This is a genomic window from Furfurilactobacillus rossiae DSM 15814 (assembly GCF_000428925.1).
In the GTDB taxonomy this organism is placed as follows: domain Bacteria; phylum Bacillota; class Bacilli; order Lactobacillales; family Lactobacillaceae; genus Furfurilactobacillus; species Furfurilactobacillus rossiae.
The window spans coordinates 30,022-55,847 of the sequence record NZ_AUAW01000007.1 but is presented as its reverse complement, the minus strand read 5'-3'; the positions used below and the strand labels follow the sequence as shown (position 1 = coordinate 55,847).

The window sequence follows — 25,826 nt, the reverse complement described above, 5'->3', positions numbered from 1 at the left end:
AGATTTGTTCATGGCAGAAAAAAAGCCGACTTACTACATTACTACGCCAATTTATTACCCGTCTGGCAAGTTACATATCGGGAATTCATATACGACCATCGCAGTCGATGCCGAGGCGCGTTACCGGCGGTTAATGGGTAACGACGTCTTCTTCCTGACTGGAACAGATGAGCACGGTCAAAAAATCGAAGAAAAAGCCGAATCTTTGGGTAAACAGCCGAAGGAATATGTCGATGGCATGGCTGCCCAGATTAAAGAACTGTGGAAGTTGCTGGAAATCAGTAACGACAAGTTTATTCGAACAACCGATGATTATCATGAAGCCGCTGTTCAGAAAATTTTTGATCAGTTATTGGCACAAGGCGATATTTACAAGGGTCACTATGAAGGCTGGTATTCTGTGGACGATGAGGAATTCTTTACGGAATCCCAGTTAGCAGAAGTCTTCCGTGATGAAAACGGCAAAGTGACCGGTGGGAAAGCGCCATCTGGTCACGAGGTCGTGTGGACTGATGAAGAATCTTACTTCTTCAAGATGAGTAAGTACGCCGACTGGCTGATGAACTATTACAAAGAACACCCAGATTTCATTATTCCAAACACGCGAATGAATGAAATGGTGAAGAACTTCTTGGAACCTGGCTTGGAAGACCTGTCCGTTTCTCGGACGAGTTACAAGTGGGGTGTGCCAGTTAAAACTGACCCGAAGCACGTGATTTATGTGTGGGTTGATGCACTGTCCAACTATATTACAGCGCTGGGTTACGGGACTGATGACGACAGCAACTTCAAGAAGTACTGGCCAGCTAACGTTCAAATGGTTGGTAAAGAAATTGTCCGTTTCCACACCATTTACTGGCCAATTATTTTGCACGCACTTGGCTTACCATTGCCAAAGCACGTGGTTGGTCACGGCTGGTTGTTGATGAAGAATGGCAAGATGAGTAAGTCAAAGGGAAACGTCATTTACCCAGAGACCCTGGTTCACCGGTACGGACTGGATGCTTTACGGTACTACTTGTTGAAGGCAATGCCGTTTGGTAACGATGGTGTATTCACGCCGGAAGACTTTGTCGATAAGATTAATTATGATCTAGCCAATGATTTGGGGAACTTGCTGAATCGGACTGTTGCCATGGTTAATAAGTATTACGACGGGGTCGTGCCAGCCTTTGAAAGCAATGTCAATGAACCCGACGCCGATTTGGAACAAACGGCTGTAGACACGATTGCCGAATACCACCAGCTGATGGAAAGCCTGCACTTTGCGGATGCTTTGTCAGCGGTTTGGAAGCTCGTTTCACGCACAAATAAATACATTGATGAAACAGAACCATGGACGTTAGCTAAAAAGGCTAATGATGGTGATGACAAACGTTTGGCAGCTGCCATGAGTCATTTAGTGGCCAGCCTGCGGGTGATTGCATTACTGATTCAGCCAATCATGACACACGCACCAAAAGAAATTTTGACGCAGTTGGGGTTGCCAACGGATGCTGATAGTATGCAGATTGAAGGCTTAAAGATGGCCGATCTGCCGGTTAACAGTCAAGTTGTTGCGAAAGGAACCCCAATCTTCCCACGTTTGGATGCACAGGAAGAAGTCGACTTTATCCAATCACAAATGACTAAGACGGATAAGCAAAAAGGCCGTTCTGCAATGGCAGCGGCTGCTGATTCTCAATGGGAACCAGAAAACGTCACCCTGAACTTGACGAAACCTGAAATCAAGTTTGATGAATTTGATAAAACGGAGATTAAGGTTGCCGAAATCAAGTCGGTTAAACCAGTTGAGGGTGCAGATAAGCTGCTACAATTCCGTTTGGACGCTGGCGATCAACAAAATCGGCAGATTCTCTCAGGTATTCACGAATGGTATCCTGATTATGAAAAGTTAACCGGTAAGAAAGTACTGGCCGTGACAAACTTGAAGCCACGTAAGATGCGTGGCCAAATCAGTCAAGGAATGTTGTTGTCGACTGAACGTGACGGAAAAGTGACGCTGGTTATTGTGCCAGACAGCCTGAATAACGGGGATGTTCTGGGATAAATCAATCTCACTAACGGAGATAAAGATGGAAATTTTTGATTCACACACTCATTTAAATGACGACACCTTTTATGAGGAAGCCGCATCATATAATCAACACGCCGCTGCTGCTCATGTTACGCGGATCATGAACGTAGGTTCGGATGCCAAACTGAATGAACGTGGGATTGAACTAGCACATCGTTATTCAAATATGTGGGCCGCAGTTGGTTGGCATCCGGAAGAGGTTGCCACTTATAACAATGCGGTTGAGGAGACCATGATTGGTCAACTGCAGGATAGTCGGGTGATGGCACTCGGCGAAATTGGTTTAGATTATCATGTGGATAATCTCGATGCTGTCGTGGACGACCAAAAGCGCATTTTTGCTCGCCAAGTTGATATTGCTAAATCACTGGGTAAGCCGGTCATTATTCATAATCGTGATGCGTTTGCGGATACGTACGCTATTTTAAAAGCGGCGGATATTCGTGACATCGGTGGGGTGATGCACAGCTTTAACGGTGATCCAGAGTGGCTCAAGCGCTTTTTGGATCTCGGAATGGTCGTGTCTTACTCTGGCGTTGCCAGCTTTAAAAATGCGCATGAGGTTCATGATTCTGTTAAACAAACGCCGTTAGATCGGATGTTAGTGGAAACCGACGCGCCGTACCTGACGCCGGAACCACATCGCGGTGAACAGAACGAACCGGCAAACGTGGCCTTCACGGTACAAGCCATTGCCAAATTGCGTGAGCAGACAGAGCTGGAAATTGCGGATGCGACATTTGCTAACGCGAACCAATTTTTTGGGATTGAAGATTAATGGACAAGTTAAAAGAAGTGTTGGTTGTTGAAGGCAAGGATGATACCAAACGCATTCAGCAGGCTGTAAACGCCGATACGTTTGAAACGAACGGGTCGGCACTTAACAAAACAAAGCTGGCTCAAATTAAACAATTGCAGGCGACGCGTGGCGTTATTGTGTTGACTGATCCCGATTTCAATGGTGAACGATTGCGTAAACTAATTAGTGCTGCGGTCCCTGATGCTAAGCATGCGTTTATTACGCGCAAGCAAGGTGTGCCAGAGAATGCGGGCGGTAGTCTGGGTGTCGAGCACGCAGACCCTGCTGTCATTAAGTCAGCTTTGCAGCATTTGTCTGCCGGTTCGTTAGACGATAAGCCGCTGATCTTTCAGCAGGATTTGTTGGCGGCTGGCCTAGTTGGGCAAGCAGAGTCGCGGCAACGTCGGGAGAAACTCGGTGAAGTGTTGAATTTGGGTTACGTCAATGGCAAGCAACTGCTTAAACGACTTCAACTTTTTCAAGTAAGCCGTGAAGATTTTAAAAAAGCAGTCCAACAATTAGATCAGTAACGTTGATAAATCACGTTGTTGAGTTCATAAGCTAAAAAACATCGAATTGTTCAAGGAGACTAGATGACAGAATCAAAACGGGCTGACCGCCCCGATATTGCTAATCCCGTTCGTACGCGGGCAATTATGAATACGTATGGGATCGCAGTAAAGAAGAGTTTAGGTCAAAACTTCCTGTCAGACGTTAACATTTTGCACAACATTGTGAGTGCAGCTGACATCACAGATGACGATGATGTCATCGAAGTTGGACCTGGGATTGGCGCACTGACAGAGCAATTAGCTCGGTCTGCCAATCGCGTGCTGGCATTTGAAATTGACCAGAATTTAATTCCCGTATTGGCGGAGACGTTAGCACCATATAAAAATGTCGACGTCGTCAATGCTGACATTTTAAAAGTTGATTTGGCAGACGAAATTGCCAAACACTTACCGGATGCCAAAACTGTCAAGGTAGTGGCTAACTTGCCTTATTACATCACGACGCCCATTTTAATGGGACTCGTGAGTGCACCGATCGACTTTGCTGCGATTGTTGTTATGATGCAGAAGGAAGTGGCGGAACGGTTGAGCGCTGAACCTGGAACCAAGGCGTACGGCGCGTTAACGTTAGCGGTTCAATATAAGATGCAAGCACGCCTGGCGTTTACCGTCTCACGGACGGCGTTCATTCCTCAGCCAAACGTGGATTCTGCCATCGTGACGTTGACACCGCGTGAACCGCTAACTGAAAAGCCATTCAGTGATGATGCATTGTTTCGGTTGATTCGTGGTTGTTTTGCTCACCGCCGCAAGAGTCTTTGGAATAATTTACAAAGTATCTTCGGTAAGGCACCAGCTACAAAAGTTGAATTGCAAGCGAGTTTGGACGAAATGGAATTGGCCCAGTCCATTCGTGCCGAAAGGTTATCATTAGAGGGGTTCATCGCGCTAACAAACGTTTTACACACGCACAATCTGTTTTAACTGCTTGGGAGATGTACGGAGTTTCCTCATTGGAACAATTGCAAAAAGTACTTGACCATGATATACTGTTATGCATGTGAGGTGAATTGCATGCCAGTAACATTACAAAGTATCAAGGCTAAACTGGACGCTAAATTGGGTCAAAAGTTGATGGTTGTAGCTCAGGCAGGTCGCAAAAAGGTGACCAAGCGCCGCGGCACACTTAAGGAAACGTATCCGGCTGTTTTTGTGGTTGACCTCGACCAAGAGGAGAACTCATTTGAACGAGTCTCTTACAGTTACACTGATGTGTTAACTAAAAATATTGAAATTGCGTTCGACGAAGAATAATCGTCAGCTTAATTTTACGAATGGAGCTCATTTCCTGTGTGGAAATTGGGGCTTTTTTTGTTTGCGTTAGATTTCACACTACAATTCAGATGTGTGCGGGGTGTCCGGTTGTCAACATTGATACACTCGCCGTGGGACCGGTTCAAGCCTGTAGACCGCAGTCTTTCACCTCGCCGTCGAGCCTCGTGGGAATCCGAGTCTTGACGACCGTCCGTGGTGTAAATTCGAGAGAACCTTTCGAATTAACACCACCTTCACGGCTCGGTATCAATGTTGACGCCCTCCCAGCCAGCGCGCATAAGTAATTGACAATGTAAATTACACAAAGTGGTGCAGTTACAGCTGTGAATAGATTTAAGTTGATAGACGGCATTTCATACTTGGTGAAATGTAAAAGATAACTTCCTTTCCAGAAATAACATCGTGCTCTGATCTATGCAGTGACGTGTACTGACTATTTTGAAATATGAGCTGGAGGCAGTGCGCGTTGAAATCGCCAGTGAAGGTGTTGTTAATTGGGTGGGCTTCCGAATTTACAACACGGGACGATCTGAAAGACACGGGTGTGTGTGGCTTTCAGTCGAGGTGAGAGACTCCGAATTTTGGAGGCTTGAACCGGTCCGCACAGGCGAATTTCAAAAGCAAACGACCGTAAGCGGACGGATACGGTGCCCTCGCTGGATTTTACCGCGAGCTGGTGGCGATTATGGGGGGACTGTAATATACTTACGTTATATATTTCGTGGTAGCGGAGGTGATTTTACGGAGACACTGGAAAAGGCGCCGGCCAAGCTGAATTTGAGCCTCGATACACCCTTTCATCACCATGATGGCAGTGAAGAATGGGATATGGTTTTAACGTCCGTCGATTTGGCGGATTATGTCGCCGTTAAAACACTGGGCCGCAATGGCCGCATTAAAGTCACCACAGATAGTGGCTTTTTACCAAATGACCATCGTAACCTTGCTTACCAGGCTGCTCACTTGTTGGCAACCACGTATGGTCGTAAAGAAGCGATGAATATCCACATTGAAAAGCATATTCCGGTTGCGGCTGGAATGGGCGGTGGCTCATCGGATGCAGCGGCGGTATTGCGGGCACTCAACCGACTCTGGGAGCTCAATTTAGATCAAGCAACTTTGTGCCAATTAGGATTACAGATTGATGCGGATGTACCATATTGTGTTTGTAGTCAAACGGCGCACGTGACGGGGCGCGGTGAGATTATCACGCAATTACCTAAACTACCCCCGATGTGGGTAGTGATTGCTAAACCTAAAATCAGCGTGTCAACACCGTCGATTTTGCGTCGCATCAACTATGACGAGGTTCGGCACGCGGATACGCAGTCACTAGTCGCTGCAATTCAGCGAGGTGACTATGATGAAATTTGTGATTCCGTGGAAAACGTGTTAACGCCGATTACGTCACGGCTTTATCCAACGGTTAATCATCTTAAGGAGCAGATGGTTCGTTTTGGCGCAGATGTGGCCGAAATGAGTGGCACAGGCCCAACGGTGTTTGGCATCTGCCGTAAACAATCACGGGCTCAGCACGTAGCTAACGGTTTGTCAGGTTTTTGTCGGGAAGTCCATGTTGTGCGTCCCGTTAGTTTGCACACTGATTTTGCGCAACCATCGGCATCCGTTTGAAGGTAGCTTAAAGAAGAATCAGGTTTGGAGTGACTGAATGAATAAAAAAACGTTAATCAAACGTACTGCGTTGGCTGTTGCCACGAGTTACATGACTTTGATTGGTGCTGGTTACACAGTTTATTTGCTCGCAACGGGTTGGTCCAACAAGCAAAAGCTAGCCGGTCGACAGGCTTCACTTGAGGCTAACACAGACATTGAAAATGAGGGGTTTAAACACCAAGAACAGGTACCGTGGGCGATTAAAACGGCTGACGGGCTGACCTTACGGGCGACGTTTATGCCAAACGTCAAGGCTACCAATAAAGTTGCTATTTTGGCCCACGGTTTGCATCACTCACGGGAACAAATGATTCCTTACGCCCGGTTGTTCATGGACGCCGGGTACAGTGTGTTAATGCCAGACGCACGTGCACATGGGCGTAGTGATGGTAATGTGATTGGTTTTGGTTGGCTGGATCGAAATGATTACCAGCAGTGGATCGACACGGTTATTGCTAACCAAGGAGAGCAAGTTAACATCGTGTTAATGGGGATTAGTATGGGCGCCACAACGGTAATGGCTACAAGTGGTCAGACGTTGCCGCATAACGTGCGCGCCATTGTTGAAGATAGCGGTTTTCGAAACGTTTTTCAGGAAGGCAAGTTTCGGCTGTGGCATAAGTATCATGTGCCCAGCAGCGTGTTGATGCCAATCGCTGATGATTTCGCCAAACGTCAGGCTGGCTATGCCTTTAAAGATGGTGACATTTTAGCAGAGGTGGCTAAAAATCATTTACCAATCTTGGTGTTTCATGGTGCTAAAGATCAAACGGTGCCAGTTGGGGATGCGTACGAGCTGTATGCCCGGGCAAATGAACCTAAGCAACTGGTTATTGATGACGAGGCTGCGCATATCTCAAGCATTCGAACGCAACCGAGCAAATATCGTCAAACGCTAACGGATTTTTTAAATCGTTATGTGAAATAAAACGTGTGGCTAAAAAGGAGCTGTGATACAAGTTTATTGGGGACGAATAATATGAGCAATATCGCGCTCCAAAGTCCTGAGAATTCCGCTTAACCCAAAACTGACCCATTCCCCAAGTTCGGGAATAGGTCAGTTTTGGGTTAATGCTCGTTCTCAAACCAGACTTGTGTTACAGCTCCTTGTTGGATGGGTGAATGAGCTTGAAAAGACGACTACAAATTACGAAACTGAGCGAGCAATGCCTCATCAGCAGCTTGACGTTGCGCCGCCGTAATCCGTTTGGTAGCCACCTGATTGGGGTCAACTAGACCGTGATTAGAAAGCTTTAAGACGCGAGTCGCGACGTGTGTCACAAATGTTTCATCATGTGAGACAAACAAAACGGTGCCAGGATAGGTGGTTAAAAATTGTTCGAGTGCTGTGAGTGTTGGTAAATCAAGGTAGTTCGTTGGCTCATCAAGGATAAGCACATTGGCGTCGCTGAGCAGAACTTTAACCAGTGAAACCTTAACACGTTGGCCGCCGCTTAGGTTTTGGGCAGGAATATCTAGGGCAGTTGCTTTAAAACCAAATTCAGCCAAGATTGTACGGACAATAGCGTTGTCCTGACGCGTATGTTCAGTCACGTTTTGCCAAATGGTGGCAGTTAGATCCAAGCGGCTCATATTCTGAGCAAAGTAGCCAAATTTGACCGCCGGATTGACGCTAATGGCCTGATTTTGGTTAGCTAAAACGGCGCGAAGCAGTGTCGTTTTACCGACCTGATTTGGTCCGGTGATAGCGACACGGTCACCAGTGTGGAGGACAAAGTTGACATCGTTTGCCAGTGTTCGTTTGCCAGCTTTCAAGGCTAGATGCTGAATGTTGATCGGCGTATGCCGGCCTAAAGTGGCGAACTGTTCCGCTCGTAAGGTAACTGAGGGCTGCTCAGTGGGTTTGGCAACTGGTGTCAAATGTTCAGCGTGATCCTTCATAACACGCGCTGCTTTGGTCATTTTGCCTTGATTACGGCGTAGTGAGCTTTTCATATCCTGGAGCTCGTTACGACTGTGATTGTGGGGGTTAGGCTTTGTTGTTTTGGCAGCCCGTTCAGTGCGTTTGATAGCGGCGACCTCCAGCTTATGCTTCTGCTGCTGGTAATTTCGGAATGCGGCCGCTTGATTATTGCGTTGGGCCGTCTCATTGGCCGTAAAGGCATCATAATTGCCGGCAAACATCGTCAGGGTATGATCAGCGAGCGACCAAGTTGTGGTCGTGACAGCATTGAGCAATGTTCGATCATGCGAAATCAGTAGCAAGGTGCCTTTGAATCGATTGAGCTGGTCAATCAACCACTGCTGGTTTGTCTCGTCTAAATTAGCGCTGGGCTCATCCAGAATTAACCATTCAGGTTGTTGACGTAAAGCTGTCAAAATGGCGTTTTTAACCTGTTCACCACCGCTTTGCGTGGAAATATCGTGCAGTTGATGGACAACAACGGGGGTCGTTTGACGATCAATCGTGCCAGCATCGGGTGTTAGGGCGCCGGTCAGAATATCAATCAGCGTTGTTTTACCAGCACCATTAGCACCGATGAGACCGATGCGGTCACCAGGATTAATGACGAGTTGCTCAATATTAAATAATTGTTGTTGATGCCGTGTTATGGCAATATTTTGTGCTTGGATAACAAACATGAAATCACTCCTTACAAGTTAACTAGATAGGTGTTAAGCGAGAAGAAAATATTTCATTTTATAACCTCCCCAGAACGTGCCAAGGCAGTCCAGACATGCGGGGAAGCGCACAAAAAAAGAGTCCACCCCCGCAACGTGTAACTGCTGGCACTGAATGAATTCATAACCATCTATTGAAATTTCTTCGCAGAGGGCAAACTAGCCCAATTTTGTTAATGTTCTGAGAATTTCGCAGATGAAATTATGAGTTCACTTAGTTCCAAAACAGTTATTAGTTGCGCATCGGCGGATCTCCTTAAAAATTTTAGTATTGATAAATCATTTCGATAATAATGTAACGGTTTTTGAAGTGACTGTCAAGACAGCGGGTAATAAATACTGAATTTGAACCGGAGATCTGACGAAGAGGCGACACAGACACATATTTTCAAAATATGACGTTTCGATTTAATAGATAACAAGAATTTAAGCCGTTTAAGAACAAGTTACGTTGGCACATCTACTAATTGCATTTTGGGGAAACATTCGGTAAACTGTTAAAACGTAATCATTACTTTTTACATATTGATTTCAGAAAGGACGTTCCTTTGCGAAGCCATAAAAGAGTTTTACATATTCTAAGCATTATAGCATTGCTGTTGGTAACAGTGACGGTGAGTATAGCAGTGGATCAACGACGGACTGTTGCTCGAACCACGTCGACCACCAAAATTCGCGTAGTCAGTTCGCTGGATTTCTACGCTCAAGCTGCCAGCGCGGTGCTTGGACAATACGGTCAAGTAACGGCTGTTATTAACAGTCCTAGCGTTGACGCGGAAAGTTTTGAACCAACGACTCACACTGCTAAGCAGGTCGCTAAGGCTGATGTGATCATTGAAAATGGCTTGGGCTATGATGACTGGTTGGGAAAAGTTGTGGCGGCGAATGGTCAGGAGCAGCGCACCATTAATGTCGGTACAGATTTGATGCACCGACGGGTCGGCGAGAATCCGCACATTTGGTACAATCCGCAGGCGATGCCACGCTTAGTTGCACAGATGGTAACCCGCTTTTCGAGTTTACAACCTGAGCATAAAGCGACTTTTAAACGGAATGCCAATCGGTATCTTAAGACACTGGCGCCGTGGAAAAAGACGATTAAACAGTTGAAACGCACAGGTCATCACCAAGCGGTTGCTGTTAGTGAGCCGGTGTTCAATGACACATTGACGGCGGTTAATCTAAAGATTTCAGATAATCACTTTGCGCGCGCTGTTGAAGAGGGAACGGATCCATCACCAGCAGACATTGCCAAACTAACGCGTGATTTTAAACAACACAGGGTTGCCTTGTGGGTTGTGAACACACAAAACTCACAGCCAATTGTGAACTCAATGACCAAACAAGCACGGCGCTACCACATCCCAGTGGTTCAAGTGACAGAAACGTTGCCGTCCAATCAGTCGTACGTACGTTGGATGACAAACGAATTGAACCAAGTCAAAACTGCGTTAGAGGAGGACAATCAGCATGGCAAGTAATGAGACGCATCAAACGATTTATTCCAATGATCAACCTGATAGCCAACTAACCGAAGATACCATTATGACCGTGGATAAATTGGGGATGAAGTTTGGCCAAAAAACGGTGTTTCAAGGACTTACGTTTACGTTAAAGCGTGGCGAATTTCTTAGCGTGCTTGGCGAAAATGGGATTGGTAAAACAACCCTTATTCGAATTTTACTCCAACAGCTACGGCCCACGGCTGGCGAAGTTTCGTTTTTGCCAAGTCGCTCTCAGGTCACGATTGGTTACGTACCGCAATTTAGAAACGTTGATAACGAATACCCACTGACTGTGAGGGATTTTGTTGGTTTGGCGCTACATGATCATTTGACGCCATGGTGGTCAAAACATGAAAAGCAGCGTTTGAACCAAGTATTGCGCGAAACGGATTTGACGCGGATCGCGCACACACCACTTGGTCGTGTTTCTGGTGGCGAACTACAGAAAGCTTATTTGGCCCAGGCTTTGATTCGGCAGCCACAGTTGCTGATTTTGGATGAATCGACTGCCAGTTTGGACAACAACATGAAGTTTGAATTGCTGGACTTGGTTAAACAATATCAGCAGCAAACACAAGCAGCCGTTATCTTCGTGACACATGATTTGCCGCTAACAAAGAAGTATTCGACCAACTTTTTGTTGATGCAACCGGGTCCATATCAGCTGGGGACGATTGACGAATTGAACGAAACGGTACTGGAGGCGGCTCATGCTTAGTTATCCATTTATGCAAAATGCCTTTGCAGCGGGCACATTGATCGCAATTGTTAGTGGTATCGTTGGCGTTTTTGTGGTCGCTCGCAACATGTCTTTCTTAACGCACACGTTATCTGAAATAGGGTTTGCCGGGGCAGCTTTCGGATTGTTTGTTGGTTGGACGCCGCTGGCGGGGATGCTATTGTTTACCAGCGTCAGTTCTGTTGCGGTGGGTCAATTAAGTAGCAAGGCATCCCGTCGCGAAGCTGCCATCACCTCGATTTCGGCGCTAGCGATTGGGTTAGGAATTCTGTTCCTATCGCTCTCAAACCAAAATGCCAGTTCAGCTACAAATATTTTGTTTGGCTCGGTCATTGGGATCAGCCGGACATCGGTACTGCAAGTTGCTATTTTAGCTTTGGCCGTGATTGTGGTAATTATTGCGGTGTACCGGAGTTTGAAGTTCGATTCGTTTGACGCGGTTGGAGCGCGGGTTGCCGGTATTCACGGCACCACATTGGCCATCATCTTTCTTGTTGCGTTAGCATTTTCAGTCAGTGTAGCTGCTCAAATCGTGGGTTCTCTGTTAATCTTTATTTTGCTCACTTTGCCTGCTTCGGCGGCGAAATATTTTGCACACGGCGTTGGTAGCATGATCGGGCTAGCCATTCTGTTTGCTTTGATTGGTGTGTGGCTAGGCTTAGCGCTGAGTTACTGGACGAATTGGCCGGTATCGTTTTTCATTGCTGTCATTGAGGTCCTGTTTTACTTTATTGGCCTGATTTTTAATCGCTTCACAGCACGAAATTAAAGTGGTATGAGAACGGCGTCGGAAACGGCGCTTTTTTTGTGAGAAGCGCCCAGTAATTACGAACATTGTGCTATTATTAACCAAGGAAAGAACGCTTTTTGTCGTTCATTGTGAAATTAAAAATGAGTTGAGGTAGCTAAACGTGAAAGTTAGACGATCAGATCGATTGATTGACATGACGCGCTTCTTACTGGAACGACCACGGACACTAGTTTCGTTGTCCTTTTTTGCGGAGCGTTACGAGTCAGCCAAGTCATCGATTAGTGAAGATTTAACCATTTTGAAACGTACTTTTCAGGAACGCGGGACTGGCCTATTAGAGACCTTGCCCGGTGCTGCTGGTGGGGCCCGTTTCATTCCATATATTTTGAAGGAAGACGCTTCTGAATACATCGATTACTTATGTAAAGAAGTTTCGGATTCCCATCGGGTGATGCCAGGTGGCTATGTCTACTTATCTGATTTATTAGGCAAACCAGAAGTCCTTCGCCAGATCGGTCGTTTGATTGCGACTCAATACATGAACCAAACTATTGATATGGTATTGACGGTTTCTGTGAAGGGGATTCCGATAGCTCAGGCTGTTGCGGAGCAATTGAACGTGCCGTTTGTCATTGCTCGTCAAGACGGTGCCATCACAGATGGTGCTACGGTCAGCGTGAACTATGTATCTGGCTCATCGACGGCCATCGAAAAAATGCAAATTTCCAAACGTGCCCTGCCAGCTGGTTCACGGGTATTGATTGTGGATGACTTTGTTAAGGGTGGCGGCACCATTTCTGGTCTTGCTAGCTTAGTTCGTGAGCTGGACTGTGAGGTTGCCGGCATTACCGTGTTTGGTGAAGGCCGCTTTAACGGCGAACGCCAATCTGAAAACTTCACATCATTACTGCACGTCGAAACATTACAAAGTGAATCGGAACCAATTCGGGCCACACCGGGGAACTATATGCACCGTGTGTTTGGCAATGAAAGGTAGGTAAGTTTTTAAATGAGTTCGAGAAATACCATTATTCTTGCGGCCGGTAAAGGAACCCGCATGAAATCGAAGCTGTACAAGGTTTTACACCGGGTTTGTGGTAAAACAATGGTCGATCACGTGTTGACTCAGGTTGAATCGACAAACATGGACCGGATCGTGACAATTGTTGGCTATGGGGCAGATGATGTTCGCAAACAATTGGGTGATCGCACACAATATGCAATGCAGAAAGAACAATTGGGTACTGGCCATGCCGTGTTACAAACAGAACCGTTACTAGGCGATGTCGATGGTGTCACACTGATTGTTAGTGGTGATACACCGTTATTTCGAGCTGAAACACTTCAAAAACTGTTTGACTACCACGAAGCAAAGGGCGATGTTGGGACGATTCTGACATCGATTGCGCCCAATCCAACTGGTTACGGCCGGATTATCCGAAATGATATTGGGCTTGTAGAAAAAATTGTGGAACAAAAGGACGCTACATCAGAAGAACAGGCTGTTAAGGAAATTAATACCGGTGTGTACGTTTTCGACAACAAAGCCTTATTCAATGCACTTCACCAAGTTAAAAATGACAACGCCCAAGGTGAGTATTACTTAACCGATGTCATCGAAATTTTAAAGGCGGCTGGTCAACGGGTCGGTGCCTACCGGATGAGCGATTTCAGTGAATCAATGGGTGTCAACGACCGTAAAGCTCTGGCGACGGCGACAAAAGTTATGCAACGCCGTATCAATGAGGAACACATGGCAAATGGTGTGACCTTTATCGATCCAGATCATACGTACGTTGATGTGGACGTTAAAATTGGTGCTGACACTATTATTGAGCCTAATGTTCAGTTAAAGGGACACACGGTCATCGGCGAGGATTGCATGATTGGTGCCAACTCAGAAATTCGTAATAGTGTCATTCACGATGGTGTCACAATTACCTCTTCGTTCATTGAAGATAGTGACATGGCTGATGGCTCTGATATTGGACCAATGAGTCACTTGCGGCCAGATGCTCATATTGGTGAAAACGTTCACCTCGGTAACTTTGTTGAGATTAAGAAAGCGACTATTGGTGCACGGACTAAAGTGGGCCACTTGACCTATGTTGGGAATGCTCAATTAGGAACGGATATTAATGTCGGCTGTGGGGTTGTGTTTGTTAACTACGATGGTGTCGGCAAACATGAATCCATTGTGGGTGACCACAGCTTCATTGGTAGCAATTCTAATTTGGTTGCGCCGCTTAACGTCGCGGATCACTCGTTTATTGCCGCTGGTTCAACGATTACAAAGGACGTTGCGCGTCATGACATGGCGATTGCCCGTGAACGTCAAACTAACAAACCGGATTATTGGTCCAAATTACCGCATAAACCGGAAGACAAATAGTGTAGATAGTTGCGTCAATGATCGTTAATGAGTACCATTGAGCTATAACAAACGAGTATGAAAAAATTAAATTATCCTTTGTGGAGGGAACATGTCAACTCAATATTTTGACCCCAAACTGAAGATTTTTGCGCTGAATTCAAACCGACCACTGGCAGAAAAGATTGCTAATGAAGTCGGTGTTGAATTAGGTAAAACTTCTGTGGATCGTTTCAGTGATGGTGAAATTCGCATTAATATCGAAGAAAGTGTGCGTGGGGACAACGTTTATTTGATTCAGTCCACATCAGCACCTGTTAACGATAATTTAATGGAATTGTTGATTATGATTGATGCACTACGTCGTGCCAGTGCTAATACAATCAACTTGGTTGTTCCTTACTACGGCTATGCCCGTCAGGATCGTAAAGCGCGTTCACGTGAACCTATCACCGCTAAACTGGTCGCAGATATGCTTGAAAAAGCTGGTGCGACCCGGCTACTGGCATTAGACCTACACGCTGCTCAAATTCAGGGATTCTTTGATATTCCGGTTGATCACATGATGGCAGCACCATTGTTAGCTGACTATTTCATTACGAATCACATTGCTGAACATGCAGTGGTGGTTTCACCGGATCACGGTGGAGTGACGCGCGCGCGTGCCTTGGCAGAGTTCCTTAAAGCACCAATTGCGATTATTGACAAACGTCGTCCTCGTGCCAACGTGGCTGAGATTATGAACATCATTGGTGATGTCAAGGGTAAGAAATGTATCATGATTGATGACATGATTGATACGGCCGGTACGATTACTTTGGGAGCCAAGGCATTGATGGATGCAGGTGCAGAAGAAGTTTACGCTTGTTGTTCACATGCTGTGTTGTCTGGACCAGCGGTTGACCGTTTGAAAGCATCGCCATTTAAACAAGTGGTTGTGACTGATTCAATTAACTTGCCTGAAGAAAAACATTTCGACAAGTTAGTGCAAGTGTCCATTGCTCCGCTGGTTGGGGATGCAATTCGTCGGATCAATGAAAACAAGGCTGTTAGTCCTTTGTTCCGGACTCGTTTTCACCGGGATGGCCGTAACAACTAGTCTTCGGTTAATTAGCGTTGAGTAAACGAGAACATGTCGTTATAGGTCGGCTTGCTCACTAAAAAAAACGACGTTCGTGGATTTTTCCATGAACGTCGTTTTTGTGTTGGGCGGTAAAAGACGGTGTTCTGGCTCACGATTGCACCTTTTTTTACTAGGAGTTAAATTGGCAGTTATGTGTCAATCTCGTTGTTTCACCGTCCATATCATAAAATGCTGAAGTTATTAAGCTTTTCTTTCGATATGTAACAATAATGACATAATCACGTAATTTTTGTTACAAGTGATATAATTTAAGTATCAAAAGGCACAGGAGATTTGAAACGTGTCAGAGCGGGGGTACATAAAATGAGCATTCAAACATTTAAGAAAATGATGACAGGTAGCGTAATTTTGGTCAGTACGGTTCTGTTGACTGCTTGTGCAAGTACTTCTGCGACGACAGTCAGCGAGGGGCATCATTCAGATAGTGTTCGTAGCAGCCGTAAGAGTGACGTAAAGGTTCCTACACGTACGTCGAATGTCACAATGGTCTCACCTGCTACGACGAGTTCTTCTAGTGATCAGTCTTCATTAGCCGTCACGGGGACAAGTTCATCTGCTTCCGACACTAGTGCTGTTTCTGATTCGAACACAACATCATCTAATGTAAGCGTCGCGTCGACTAGTTCGGCGCAGACTAGTAGCGTTCAAAGCGGTGTAGTGCCAAGTAGTTCTGTTCAAAACAGTTCAGTTCAAAGCAATTCAACACAGAGTAGCTCCGTTAAGGGTAACGCAACTCAAACTAGTTTGAGCAAAGTCGCTTCGGGAACTGTTGCTACGAGCGGTCAACAAGACAGCAGTAGCCAACAGGTTAGTCAAGTTACAGGCAATGTAAATGGGCAGAGTAGCGTTTCTTCAACATCTAAGACAAACAGTGAAACAACACAACAGTCCATTTCAAGCAGTAACAGTTCGACGAAGAGTAGCAGCACAAATGTAACCTCTACGAACGGGATTCTGTCGAACTTTAGAAGTCAGATGGGCTACAACGAGACAAACGGCAGTCGTCAATATACCGTTATTAGCAACGGGAATGGCACTTACCAAATCGACGTTCGAACCCAGGCTCCTGATGCCAACATCAGCAATCTGTCCGGTGTTTACACTTACACACCAGCAAATAAAGAAGTCACCACTGTCTTTTCTGGTGCCGATGCTGGCAACGGTGAGGCTAACACGGTTAACACACCAACAACTGACAACAGTACTTCAGCGACGCAGTCAAACCATTAGTGATTAGCTAAATATAATTTGGACTTTAATACCGCAGACATTTGCGGTATTTTTAGTTACAACAGAATTTATCACAAAGATTAGTTTGGAGACGTAAAAGATGCGACAAAAACAACGACCGGCAATATGGTCAGCGATTGGCTTAATCGTTTGTGCCATTATTGGTGGCATCGCCTGGGCAAGTGGCGTTTCATTAGTTAAACTGTCCGATATATTTTTTATGATTGGGTTGGCGCTAATTGTTATTGGTGTGGTGATGCAATTGAGTCATGCGCATTTGTTTGCCGGATTTCGCAGACGCCGTAAACAAACATATAAGGAAAAGGCGGATAAAGAGCCTGAGCCTAAGATGAACACGCGTGATATTGCCGTTAAAAAGAATGAACCACTTCGATTTTCCGATTGGAATCGGTGGCTCTGGATCGACGGAGCCATTCTCATTATCATCGCCGTTGTAGTCACGCTCTGAGCGGTCCACTTTAGCAATCTTTTTCCAGTTGTCAACAGTGACACGCTCACCGTGGGACCGGTTCAAGCCTCCCAAGTTCGGAGTCTTTCACCTCGCCGCAAAGCCTCGTGAGGAGCCGAGTCTTTACGGACCGTCCGTAACCTAAATTCGAGAAAACCACTCGAATTAACGTTACCTTCACGGCTCGGTATCACTGTTGACGCCTTCCAGATGATATTGTGGCAACGTTTTTGACAGCTTTACCGTGAGCAAAAAAGACTGATTGTGAGAAGAGTGGAGCGGATCAGAAACAGAGTTTCGTGTCGGCAACATTTAGCGGCAGGAATTTGGCCGCTTAGTGTTGCGGGATGACTTATGAGACGTGTTTTTCGGCTCATAATCAAGGTTAAAGACTCCGGGTTTAGGAGGCTGAGACCGGTCCCATGGAACGGCGTTTCTGGTCCGCGGAACGGTACAAAAATAACAAAACGCACTGCATTCCACGTTTATCGAGGAATTACAGTGCGTTTTGTTTTTGAAACAGTTTAAATTAAATTGATCTGATTAATTTAGTGCGTATTTGTTGATTGCGGCGGCGACACCGTCTTCTTTGTTGGTCAGTGTAACAGCCTGGGCAGCTTCCTTAACTTCGTCAATGGCATTGCCCATTGCAACGCCCCAACCGGCAGCCTTGATCATTGAAAGATCATTACCTTGGTCGCCCAAAGCCATAACTTCGTCCATTGAAAAGCCCAAATCGCTGGCTAATCCGGTGATTGCGTTGCCCTTTGAAGCCGCCTTGTTCATGGCTTCAAGGAAGTAGGGTTCACTGCGGACAAAGTAAAAGTCTTGTTTGACATCATCAGGAAGTTTTTCGACCGCGCTACTGATAATCTTTGGATCATCAATAAACATTGCCTTAGATAATGTGATGTCAGTTGGCATTTCTTCAACGGCACGATAACGGATCGGCATTTTTACTAAGAAGGCTTCACCGATAGTGTAAGGGCTGATGTTCTTGTTTGCCGTATAAATGTGAGATTCAGTTTCTACGTGAAAGTGTGTTTCAAGCGTTTCACTTAGAGTTTGTAACTGACGGTACTGATCGTAATTCAACGTGTGGCGAACAAGAATTTTGCCACTGATTGTTTGTGCTAATGCACCGTTGAAAGTAATGACGTATTGGTCATCACCGCTGAGTCCCAATTGGCCTAAGTAATCTTGAACACCCGTTAATGGGCGGCCAGTGCATAGGACAACTTTGATGCCAGCATCGCGAGCCGCCTGAACGGCCTTGATTGTAGCGGGGTTCAGTGAACTTTTTTCATTTAGTAACGTGCCATCAATGTCGATGGCAATCATTTTAATTGTCATGGGATTCTCCTTGAGGGTGAATAAGTTGGTCATTATGAATGTAATTTTGAAACTCAATGTAAATTGGGCTAAATAAGTCATTTTCTGCGTCTTTAGTCAACATTTCCCGAGGAAAAAAGAAACGCTGATCTCCCAATTCACGACCAGTAATGGCGGCAACTAGCGGGCTCAGTGATGATAGTTCAATGGTGGAACCGTCACTTTTCATCAGTTGAATTTCGGCAGCTGGTTTGCGGGTCTGGCGACTGTTTGCATTGTATGGCAGGTCGTAACTGTCGTTTGTGGCAGTGTAATACTTGACGTTATAACCGGCTGTTTCAATTTTGGCACGCAGAATCGTCAACAAATCTTCCGTTTCACTCGTATATTCCACAGATTTAAATGGCCGTCGATTTAGGAAGCGGTTGGCTAAGTCCGATAACACGGCGTCGTCGCTGTCAGCCCAGTGTAAGAAATAAGTGTTAAGCACACCATCATCTAATTTTAAGTAGTCCGCTAGCGTCCAATCGTGGTTAAAGAAAGGTTCAAGCAATAGGGGACGAAATCCGTCTTCACGGACTGGCTGATTGTCATAACGGTCCTTAGCACGTAACAGTAGGTGATCCAAAATGACTTCCATCGCACGAGAAACAGGGTGGAAGTATACTTGTTGATACATTTGAAAACGGCTGAGAATGTAATCCTCGACAGCGTGCATCCCGTCAATATCAAACGCAATCCCGTCTTTGTAGGGCCGCATCACGCGCAGTACACGAGTGAGGTCGAAACGGCCGTAGTCGGCGCCGGTATAGTAGGCGTCACGTAACAGATAATCCATTCGGTCTGCGTCCAATTGACTGGAAATGATCTGGACAACTTGCGGGTTGGGATACGTATGTTGAATGACGCTGGCAACTTGCTGTGGGAATTCTGGCGACACCCGTTTGAGTACTGCATTGACCTCAGTAGTGGGGGAAGTTAGAATTTGCGCAGTAATCGCTTCGTGGTCCGTGTGAAAAATGTGTTCAAACGTATGTGAGTAAGCACCGTGCCCGATATCGTGCAGGAGTGCAGCACACAACGTGACGAGTCGCTCATGGTCATCCCACAGGCCATCTCCAGGTGTTTGCGACGGATAGTCGTGTTCAAAGTTATCGCAGATTCGACGCGCAATTTCATACACACCTAGGGAATGCCCAAAGCGGCTGTGTTCTGCTCCGTGAAAAACTTCTTCCGTCACACCCAATTGTTTGACACGTCGCAAACGCTGAAATTCTTTAGTGTCAATCAAATCCAAAATCACCTGGTAGGAAACGGCGATATAATTGTGAACGGGATCGCGGAATACTTTTTCACGTGGTAATAACTGATGACGATAATCCATTAAATCCTCCTTAAAATATGTGACGGAGCTCAATTTTCTTAGGATATTAGCGACAGCTTAAAAGCTTGGCTGATGCTGACTTAAACGTTTGGCTTCAAAGTCCAAGTGAGCACCAAATTCGGGTTCCTGCATCAGCGTGGCCAAGTGCTGTTTGGCAAGTTGCGTGCCACTCTGCTGTGCCGCATCAATAAAGCGTTGACGGGCCGCTTCAATAGTTAACGATTGTGGTAACAAGTCGCCGACGTTCATCATGGTGCCAGGATCGACATCAGGGAAGTCCCATTTGTTTTCTTCGTGGCCTAATCCAACAGTGTAGAAATCGTGAATTAATTGAGCGCGGGCATTTTGGTTACCGTTTACGCTCAGATATAACATGATGACGGTGCCACCATTCCGGCGTCGTTGAGACATGCCGGCAATCTTATGACCATTTACGCTCAGGTCGTAGGTGCCAGGACAGTAAGAACGAGCAACTTCGCCAGCATCAATTGGGAGTTCAGGGAATGCTCGGTCAACAAGCAACTTCATTTGTTCATAGGCATCATCGACACCAAGTTTGACCAAACTCGGTGGGAAAAAGAGGCTGATGTTGAGAACGCCGGCGTCAGCTACGACAGCTAATCCACCTGAGTTGCGAATAAAACCACTGTATCCGTGATCTGTAAGCACTTTATGAGCAGCAGACAGATGGGGCACATCAGCATCGCGAAGACCCATGATTACTGTATTGTCTAATAACCAAAAGTGGAGCAAGGGCTGATTTTCATGTTCAATAAGACTAAGTAGCGCATTCATGTTTGAAAATGTCGCTAAACCGTCAGCTCGTTTGAAATGCTGCGACAGTAACATTGTTGTCGGCGCGAGAGCAAGTGCGTCAATCATGTAATCACCTAATTTCTTAACGTTTTATGGATGACAAACGAAATGAATGGGCTCATATTAGTGTGTCCGTTTGTCAATTTATTATCGATACTGGTTTCATTTATAATGAATAGCTAAAAGCAACTGCTTTCATTATACCGAATCGCGCTGGGGTCTGCATTAGTGAAAGACATTGAGCCCAATTTTCAAAATGAAAAGGACCAAGGTTTCATTAATGGTAATTTATCTAAAAAGCGTTATAATTTCTTACTGACATTCAATGCGTTTTATGGAAAATTTCAAATAACACTGGGAGGTAGATTTGTGGCACAACAATTTGAACAGGCTGTCACCGTTCATTTATTGACCAACATTACACAAGATGATGACACCGAGCAATTTGACTTTGATTTGCCAGGCCGCTTGGTGATTGTGAATGACAACATTTATTTACGTTATGTTGAAGATGATAATGGTCAGTCGACGCCAGTGACGTTTAAGCTGAATGGTGAAGATGATGTCGTCTTGACGCGTTCTGGTGAAAATGGTCTTAAATTTCATTTTCTAACCGGAAAGGCAGTTACGACTCAATATCGGACGCCTTATGGGATTATGGCCGTCGAAGTTGCAACAACTGATCTTAGTGTCAGGTTGAGTGATGATTTATCGGCAGGCCGAATTGCCATCGACTACCAGTTGTTGGCCGGCGAACAATTAATCGGTGATTATCAAATTAGATTGCATTTTACAGCTTAAGACCTTATGATAAGATGTACACTCTCGAAAGGACGGGCCTGATTTTGGAACTTAAAATTTTCGAAGGTCAAAATAAGAAAGAATTGTCGATGATTGAGGTTGCGCACGCAATTCTCTCACAACACGGGGAAGCCATGGGCTTTGCCGATTTAACTAACCAGGTACAACAGTACTTGGGCAAAAGTGACGAAGAAATTCGTGATCGTTTTGCACAATTCTATACGGACCTAAATGTCGACGGTAGTTTCATTTCACTTGGTGACAATACGTGGGGACTCCGTACTTGGTACGCGTTTGATTCCATCGACGAAGCCACTATTAATGGTGAAGAAGACGAGGATCAGCCAAAGCGTAAGAAACGCCGTAAGGTTAATGCCTTTCTGGCTGACGCTGCTGACGACGATGATGTTATCGATTACGATGACGACGATCCTGAAGATGATGACTTCGGTCAAGATTCTGATGACGATGTTGATGGTGCTGACACTCAAGATAATGATGAGGACAGCGATGATGACGATACTGAAAATCAGGCTACTGAAGAAGAATTGCCAGATGGTATCGAGGGTCAATTGGCAGAGTTAAGTGATGAAGATGATGACGACGATGAGGATGAAGAAAATGACGATGACGACGAATAACTAACGCGTCGCTTGTTCGTTTGACCGAGTAATAAAATTACCGGATAAAATCCTTGACGTTATGACTTGAAGTCGGTATTATATTTTTTGGGCACCGTTCAGAAGAACGGGCACGTTAATGAAGACTTTAGTTGCTCCCAATTCAGATGAATTGGGGGCTTTTTCTTTGTTTAAGGCTTCCCCGAAAAAACAAAAGGAGCGTTTATTTAGATGACCAAATACATTTTTGTCACCGGTGGTGTGGTTTCGTCAATTGGGAAAGGGATCGTTGCTGCGTCCTTAGGCCGTTTGTTAAAGAACCGTGGGCTCAAGGTTACGATTCAAAAGTTTGATCCTTACATCAATGTTGACCCAGGAACGATGAGCCCATACCAACACGGTGAAGTGTTTGTGACAAATGATGGGACCGAAACGGACCTTGATTTAGGCCACTACGAACGATTTATCGACATTAACCTGAATAAATACTCAAACGTCACGACGGGGAAAATTTATCAAGAAGTTCTACAAAAGGAACGTCATGGAGACTACCTTGGCGCGACGGTTCAAGTTATTCCACATATCACTAACGCAATTAAGGAAAAGATCATGCGTGCTGGTCAAACGACTGACGCGGACGTGGTGATCACAGAAATTGGTGGTACGGTGGGTGATATTGAGTCCTTACCATTTATTGAAGCATTACGTCAGATGAAAACTGATGTTGGTAGTGACAATGTTTTCTACATTCACACAACCTTGATTCCTTATCTGCGGGCTGCTGGTGAAATGAAGACCAAGCCAACACAACACAGTGTTAAGGAACTACGTGGTTTAGGCATTCAGCCAAACATGCTAGTTGTCCGGACGGAAAAGCACATCACCCAAACGATGCGTAACAAGATTGCGTCATTCTGTGACGTTGACCCTGAAGCGGTTGTTGAATCGATGGACGTGCCAACGGTTTACACGGTGCCATTGGCTTTACAAGACCAACACATGGACGACATTGTCTTAAACCACTTTAAGTTGTCCGCTCCGGAAGCAGACATGAGTGAATGGCGTAAGCTTGAACAACATGTTCAAAACTTACACAAGACCATCACCATTGATTTGGTTGGTAAGTACACTGATCTGCAAGATGCTTATATCTCTGTCAACGAAGCCTTAAAGTCAGCCGGCTATGTTGTTGATGCTGATGTTAAAATTAATCATTTCAACTCAGAAGAAATTAACGCAGATAACGTTGATTCGGTTTTGGCTGAAGCAGATGGCATTCTAGTTCCTGGCGGTTTCGGTAATCGTGGAATTGAAGGTAAGATTTTGGCCATCAAGTATGCACGTGAGCATGACATTCCTTACTTGGGCATTTGTCTGGGGATGCAGATGGCTTGTGTTGAATTTGCACGTGACGTGGTTGGCTTGAAAGATGCTAACTCAACGGAAATTAATGTTGACACACCATACCCAGTCATTGATTTAATGCCTGATCAAGAAAACATCGATGATCTTGGTGGTACACAACGGTTAGGTGCTTACCCATGTAAGTTGAAGCCAGGTACTTTGGCCGCCTCAGCTTATAACAATGAAGAAGTGATTTCCGAACGTCACCGTCATCGTTATGAATTCAATAACAAGTTCCGCGACCAGTTAGCTGCCAAGGGGCTGGTATTCTCTGGGACGTCACCTGATAACCGGTTGGTAGAAGTGGTTGAATTACCAAGCAACAAGTTCTTCGTTGCGGCACAATATCACCCAGAATTCTTGTCACGGCCAAACCGTCCCGAAGGTTTGTTCAAGGCGTTTGTGAAGGCTGCTGATGATGAGCACATTGCCCGTCAGTAAACGGTAGGCAGCTAAAAGTGCAGGCAATCTGACAATGTAAATTGCGAAAAACTAACAGTGTCAGATAAACACAGTATTTCAAGGAAGTTTGTTGATGGACAGCTACGTCCTCAACAAACTTTTTATTTTGCACAATTTTTCTAACTATTTCTATATGAGTCAACAGTGAGGCCAAAAGGCTGTTAAACAGGCAATTATTAAACGATTTGACCGGTAAATGATTAAGCAGTGATAAAAAAGTTTCTAAAAATATACTGAGAAGCCAGAAACAGTGTTGTCTTTTTGCCATTCGTTCATTAGTATGGAAGATAATTGTGCTCCCTTTATGGTTGAGCCATGGTAAATCTCAATACGAATTAGTTGCATGAATGAAAGAGGAATAACGCATGAAATCGATGATCATCCAAGGGGGCAACCCACTGTCAGGCGAAGTCACTATTGGCGGCGCCAAAAACAGTACGGTTGCACTAATTCCCGCTGCTATCCTGGCTGATACCCCGGTTCAATTTGATTCTGTTCCGGACATTTTGGATGTACATAACTTGATGGCCATCCTCGAATCAATGAACGTCTCATCACACTTTGAAAATGGTGTGCTGGATATTGATCCAACGCATATCGAAGAAAATGTTTTACCAGGTAAGGCAATTAAGAGTTTACGTGCGTCATATTACTTTATGGGAGCTTTGCTAGGTCGTTTCAGACGGGCAACTGTATCGTTTCCTGGTGGTGACAATATTGGCCCACGTCCAATCGATCAACACATCAAGGGCTTTAAGGCCTTAGGTGCAGAAGTTACGGAGATAGACGACTCTGTTCATATTGATGCTAGCAAGGGTCTTCACGGTGCGCGTGTCTTCTTAGATATTGTGTCTGTCGGTGCCACCATGAACATCATTTTGGCTGCCGTAAAAGCTGATGGCTTAACGGTGATCGAAAACGCCGCTAAGGAACCGGAAATTATCGACTTGGCAACGTTCTTAAATAACATGGGCGCTAAGGTGCGCGGTGCTGGGACAGATGTTATTCGAATCGAGGGTGTGTCTCAATTAAAAGCGACTAACACGCACACGATTATTCCTGACCGTATCGAAGCAGGCACGTACTTATCGATGGCGGCGGCCGTTGGCGCAGGTGTTAACATTCAAAACGTCATTCCTGAACACTTGGAGGCTTTCACCGCTAAGTTAATTGAAATGGGCGTCAAGATGGACATCAGTGAAGACAGTATTTATGTGCATAAATCCGAAAAGCTTAAGCCAATTCAGGTTAAAACCATGCCCTATCCTGGTTTTGCGACTGACTTGCAGCAACCAATCACACCGCTGATGGGTCGGGCAGATGGCGCTAGTATCATTATCGACACTATCTATCCTGAGCGAACAAAGCACATTCCTGAACTTAACCGGATGGGCGAAAACATTCGGCTGGAAAACAACATGATTGTTGTCAACCACTGTGATGACTTAACTGGAACCATTGTCGCTGCTGGCGAAATTCGTGCAGGTGCTTCATTGGTAATTGCGGCCTTAATGGCAGAGGGACGTACAACCATTACCAATGCCGAAAACATTTTGCGTGGTTATGATCGTATTTCCGATAAGCTTAAGGCACTGGGCGGTCATATACAGATTATTGAAGATACAGACGCGGGTGTTTTTGAATACTAGGCTGACATGTGTTTCGGTTTCGTTAAAGACGTTCAAGCGCTGATTTTAAAAGCTGGTCCTAGTAATTTTGCACAACGATTGCATCGTTCAAGCGCGAATTTGTTTGGTA

At 45.4% G+C, this 25,826-nt stretch carries 23 protein-coding genes; 19 read left to right on the top strand and 4 right to left on the bottom strand.

What is annotated here, in order from left to right:
• Positions 1 to 10 precede the first annotated feature (10 nt).
• The 7 genes from metG (at position 11) to G400_RS0106060 (ending at position 7,325) form a co-directional block, all read left to right on the top strand.
• The gene (gene metG, locus G400_RS0106090) at positions 11 to 2,050 is read left to right on the top strand and encodes a methionine--tRNA ligase (protein ID WP_026017014.1); all 2,040 of its coding nucleotides are present in this window, start codon (positions 11 to 13) and stop codon (positions 2,048 to 2,050) included.
• A gap of 25 nt (positions 2,051 to 2,075) precedes the next feature.
• Entirely contained in the window at positions 2,076 to 2,855 is a 780-nt protein-coding gene (locus G400_RS0106085) for a TatD family hydrolase (RefSeq protein WP_017260527.1), read from the top strand.
• A complete protein-coding gene (rnmV, locus tag G400_RS0106080) occupies positions 2,855 to 3,406 on the top strand; it encodes a ribonuclease M5 (protein ID WP_017260526.1) in 552 nt (183 codons plus the stop codon). Before G400_RS0106085 ends, rnmV begins: the two co-directional genes overlap by 1 nt.
• Positions 3,407 to 3,469: 63 nt before the next feature.
• The gene (gene rsmA, locus G400_RS0106075) at positions 3,470 to 4,372 is read left to right on the top strand and encodes a 16S rRNA (adenine(1518)-N(6)/adenine(1519)-N(6))-dimethyltransferase RsmA (RefSeq protein WP_017260525.1); all 903 of its coding nucleotides are present in this window, start codon (positions 3,470 to 3,472) and stop codon (positions 4,370 to 4,372) included.
• A 90-nt stretch (positions 4,373 to 4,462) separates the two neighbouring features.
• On the top strand, positions 4,463 to 4,702 hold the full coding sequence (locus G400_RS0106070) for a Veg family protein (RefSeq protein ID WP_017260524.1): 240 nt from the start codon (positions 4,463 to 4,465) through the stop codon (positions 4,700 to 4,702).
• A 735-nt stretch (positions 4,703 to 5,437) separates the two neighbouring features.
• Positions 5,438 to 6,355 carry a 4-(cytidine 5'-diphospho)-2-C-methyl-D-erythritol kinase gene (gene ispE / locus G400_RS0106065; protein ID WP_081495773.1) on the top strand — a complete coding sequence of 306 codons (918 nt, stop codon included), beginning with the start codon at positions 5,438 to 5,440 and terminating at the stop codon, positions 6,353 to 6,355.
• 37 nt (positions 6,356 to 6,392) lie between these two features.
• Positions 6,393 to 7,325 carry an alpha/beta hydrolase gene (locus G400_RS0106060; protein ID WP_017260522.1) on the top strand — a complete coding sequence of 311 codons (933 nt, stop codon included), beginning with the start codon at positions 6,393 to 6,395 and terminating at the stop codon, positions 7,323 to 7,325.
• 212 nt (positions 7,326 to 7,537) lie between these two features.
• Here G400_RS0106060 and abc-f read toward each other — a convergent pair whose 3' ends face one another.
• Positions 7,538 to 9,001, bottom strand: coding sequence for a ribosomal protection-like ABC-F family protein (abc-f, locus tag G400_RS14605; RefSeq protein ID WP_017260521.1), 1,464 nt, complete (start codon positions 8,999 to 9,001; stop codon positions 7,538 to 7,540).
• 665 nt (positions 9,002 to 9,666) lie between these two features.
• Here abc-f and G400_RS0106050 point away from each other — a divergent pair.
• The 8 genes from G400_RS0106050 (at position 9,667) to G400_RS0106015 (ending at position 17,249) form a co-directional block, all read left to right on the top strand.
• Complete coding sequence (locus tag G400_RS0106050; RefSeq protein WP_017260520.1) at positions 9,667 to 10,521, top strand: metal ABC transporter solute-binding protein, Zn/Mn family; 855 nt, start codon at positions 9,667 to 9,669, stop codon at positions 10,519 to 10,521.
• Positions 10,511 to 11,263, top strand: coding sequence for a metal ABC transporter ATP-binding protein (locus tag G400_RS0106045; protein ID WP_017260519.1), 753 nt, complete (start codon positions 10,511 to 10,513; stop codon positions 11,261 to 11,263). Before G400_RS0106050 ends, G400_RS0106045 begins: the two co-directional genes overlap by 11 nt.
• On the top strand, positions 11,256 to 12,053 hold the full coding sequence (locus G400_RS0106040; protein WP_017260518.1) for a metal ABC transporter permease: 798 nt from the start codon (positions 11,256 to 11,258) through the stop codon (positions 12,051 to 12,053). The genes G400_RS0106045 and G400_RS0106040 overlap by 8 nt, the downstream gene beginning before the upstream one ends.
• Before the next feature lie 142 nt (positions 12,054 to 12,195).
• The gene (gene purR, locus G400_RS0106035) at positions 12,196 to 13,032 is read left to right on the top strand and encodes a pur operon repressor (protein WP_017260517.1); all 837 of its coding nucleotides are present in this window, start codon (positions 12,196 to 12,198) and stop codon (positions 13,030 to 13,032) included.
• 12 nt (positions 13,033 to 13,044) lie between these two features.
• A complete protein-coding gene (gene glmU / locus G400_RS0106030) occupies positions 13,045 to 14,427 on the top strand; it encodes a bifunctional UDP-N-acetylglucosamine diphosphorylase/glucosamine-1-phosphate N-acetyltransferase GlmU (protein ID WP_026017010.1) in 1,383 nt (460 codons plus the stop codon).
• 91 nt (positions 14,428 to 14,518) lie between these two features.
• Entirely contained in the window at positions 14,519 to 15,505 is a 987-nt protein-coding gene (locus tag G400_RS0106025; protein ID WP_017260515.1) for a ribose-phosphate diphosphokinase, read from the top strand.
• 348 nt (positions 15,506 to 15,853) lie between these two features.
• Entirely contained in the window at positions 15,854 to 16,780 is a 927-nt protein-coding gene (locus G400_RS0106020) for a hypothetical protein (RefSeq protein ID WP_017260514.1), read from the top strand.
• Between the two features lie 100 nt (positions 16,781 to 16,880).
• On the top strand, positions 16,881 to 17,249 hold the full coding sequence (locus tag G400_RS0106015) for a DUF3899 domain-containing protein (RefSeq protein WP_017260513.1): 369 nt from the start codon (positions 16,881 to 16,883) through the stop codon (positions 17,247 to 17,249).
• A 543-nt stretch (positions 17,250 to 17,792) separates the two neighbouring features.
• On the opposite strand, the gene yidA is transcribed toward G400_RS0106015, so the two are convergent.
• From yidA to G400_RS0106000, 3 genes are read right to left on the bottom strand one after another with little or no spacing between them, the layout of a single operon-like run.
• Positions 17,793 to 18,602 carry a sugar-phosphatase gene (yidA, locus tag G400_RS0106010; RefSeq protein ID WP_017260512.1) on the bottom strand — a complete coding sequence of 270 codons (810 nt, stop codon included), beginning with the start codon at positions 18,600 to 18,602 and terminating at the stop codon, positions 17,793 to 17,795.
• Positions 18,592 to 19,965 (bottom strand): HD domain-containing protein, encoded by a 1,374-nt coding sequence (locus G400_RS0106005; protein WP_017260511.1) that lies wholly within the window; start codon positions 19,963 to 19,965, stop codon positions 18,592 to 18,594. Before G400_RS0106005 ends, yidA begins: the two co-directional genes overlap by 11 nt.
• Positions 19,966 to 20,022: 57 nt before the next feature.
• Positions 20,023 to 20,847: a lipoate--protein ligase family protein gene (locus tag G400_RS0106000; RefSeq protein WP_017260510.1), complete on the bottom strand. Its 825-nt coding sequence runs from the start codon at positions 20,845 to 20,847 to the stop codon at positions 20,023 to 20,025.
• A 303-nt stretch (positions 20,848 to 21,150) separates the two neighbouring features.
• Between G400_RS0106000 and G400_RS0105995 the strand changes: the two genes are divergently transcribed.
• From G400_RS0105995 to G400_RS0105980, 4 genes are all read left to right on the top strand, one after another.
• Positions 21,151 to 21,582 carry a DUF1934 domain-containing protein gene (locus G400_RS0105995; RefSeq protein WP_026017008.1) on the top strand — a complete coding sequence of 144 codons (432 nt, stop codon included), beginning with the start codon at positions 21,151 to 21,153 and terminating at the stop codon, positions 21,580 to 21,582.
• Between the two features lie 44 nt (positions 21,583 to 21,626).
• Positions 21,627 to 22,223, top strand: coding sequence for a DNA-directed RNA polymerase subunit delta (gene rpoE / locus G400_RS0105990; RefSeq protein WP_017260508.1), 597 nt, complete (start codon positions 21,627 to 21,629; stop codon positions 22,221 to 22,223).
• Between the two features lie 210 nt (positions 22,224 to 22,433).
• Positions 22,434 to 24,047: a CTP synthase gene (locus G400_RS0105985; RefSeq protein ID WP_017260507.1), complete on the top strand. Its 1,614-nt coding sequence runs from the start codon at positions 22,434 to 22,436 to the stop codon at positions 24,045 to 24,047.
• A 386-nt stretch (positions 24,048 to 24,433) separates the two neighbouring features.
• Entirely contained in the window at positions 24,434 to 25,717 is a 1,284-nt protein-coding gene (locus G400_RS0105980) for a UDP-N-acetylglucosamine 1-carboxyvinyltransferase (protein ID WP_017260506.1), read from the top strand.
• Positions 25,718 to 25,826 lie beyond the last annotated feature (109 nt).

Bases quoted from the DNA above. Each gene is read 5' to 3' on its own strand.
- metG (WP_026017014.1), top strand. From the start codon at position 11: ATGGCAGAAAAAAAGCCGACTTACTACATTACTACGCCAATTTATTAC.
- G400_RS0106085 (WP_017260527.1), top strand. From the start codon at position 2,076: ATGGAAATTTTTGATTCACACACTCATTTAAATGACGACACCTTTTAT.
- rnmV (WP_017260526.1), top strand. From the start codon at position 2,855: ATGGACAAGTTAAAAGAAGTGTTGGTTGTTGAAGGCAAGGATGATACC.
- rsmA (WP_017260525.1), top strand. From the start codon at position 3,470: ATGACAGAATCAAAACGGGCTGACCGCCCCGATATTGCTAATCCCGTT.
- G400_RS0106070 (WP_017260524.1), top strand. From the start codon at position 4,463: ATGCCAGTAACATTACAAAGTATCAAGGCTAAACTGGACGCTAAATTG.
- G400_RS0106060 (WP_017260522.1), top strand. From the start codon at position 6,393: ATGAATAAAAAAACGTTAATCAAACGTACTGCGTTGGCTGTTGCCACG.
- abc-f (WP_017260521.1), bottom strand. From the start codon at position 9,001: ATGTTTGTTATCCAAGCACAAAATATTGCCATAACACGGCATCAACAA.
- G400_RS0106045 (WP_017260519.1), top strand. From the start codon at position 10,511: ATGGCAAGTAATGAGACGCATCAAACGATTTATTCCAATGATCAACCT.
- G400_RS0106040 (WP_017260518.1), top strand. From the start codon at position 11,256: ATGCTTAGTTATCCATTTATGCAAAATGCCTTTGCAGCGGGCACATTG.
- glmU (WP_026017010.1), top strand. From the start codon at position 13,045: ATGAGTTCGAGAAATACCATTATTCTTGCGGCCGGTAAAGGAACCCGC.
- G400_RS0106025 (WP_017260515.1), top strand. From the start codon at position 14,519: ATGTCAACTCAATATTTTGACCCCAAACTGAAGATTTTTGCGCTGAAT.
- G400_RS0106020 (WP_017260514.1), top strand. From the start codon at position 15,854: ATGAGCATTCAAACATTTAAGAAAATGATGACAGGTAGCGTAATTTTG.
- G400_RS0106015 (WP_017260513.1), top strand. From the start codon at position 16,881: ATGCGACAAAAACAACGACCGGCAATATGGTCAGCGATTGGCTTAATC.
- yidA (WP_017260512.1), bottom strand. From the start codon at position 18,602: ATGACAATTAAAATGATTGCCATCGACATTGATGGCACGTTACTAAAT.
- G400_RS0106005 (WP_017260511.1), bottom strand. From the start codon at position 19,965: ATGGATTATCGTCATCAGTTATTACCACGTGAAAAAGTATTCCGCGAT.
- G400_RS0106000 (WP_017260510.1), bottom strand. From the start codon at position 20,847: ATGATTGACGCACTTGCTCTCGCGCCGACAACAATGTTACTGTCGCAG.
- G400_RS0105985 (WP_017260507.1), top strand. From the start codon at position 22,434: ATGACCAAATACATTTTTGTCACCGGTGGTGTGGTTTCGTCAATTGGG.
- G400_RS0105980 (WP_017260506.1), top strand. From the start codon at position 24,434: ATGAAATCGATGATCATCCAAGGGGGCAACCCACTGTCAGGCGAAGTC.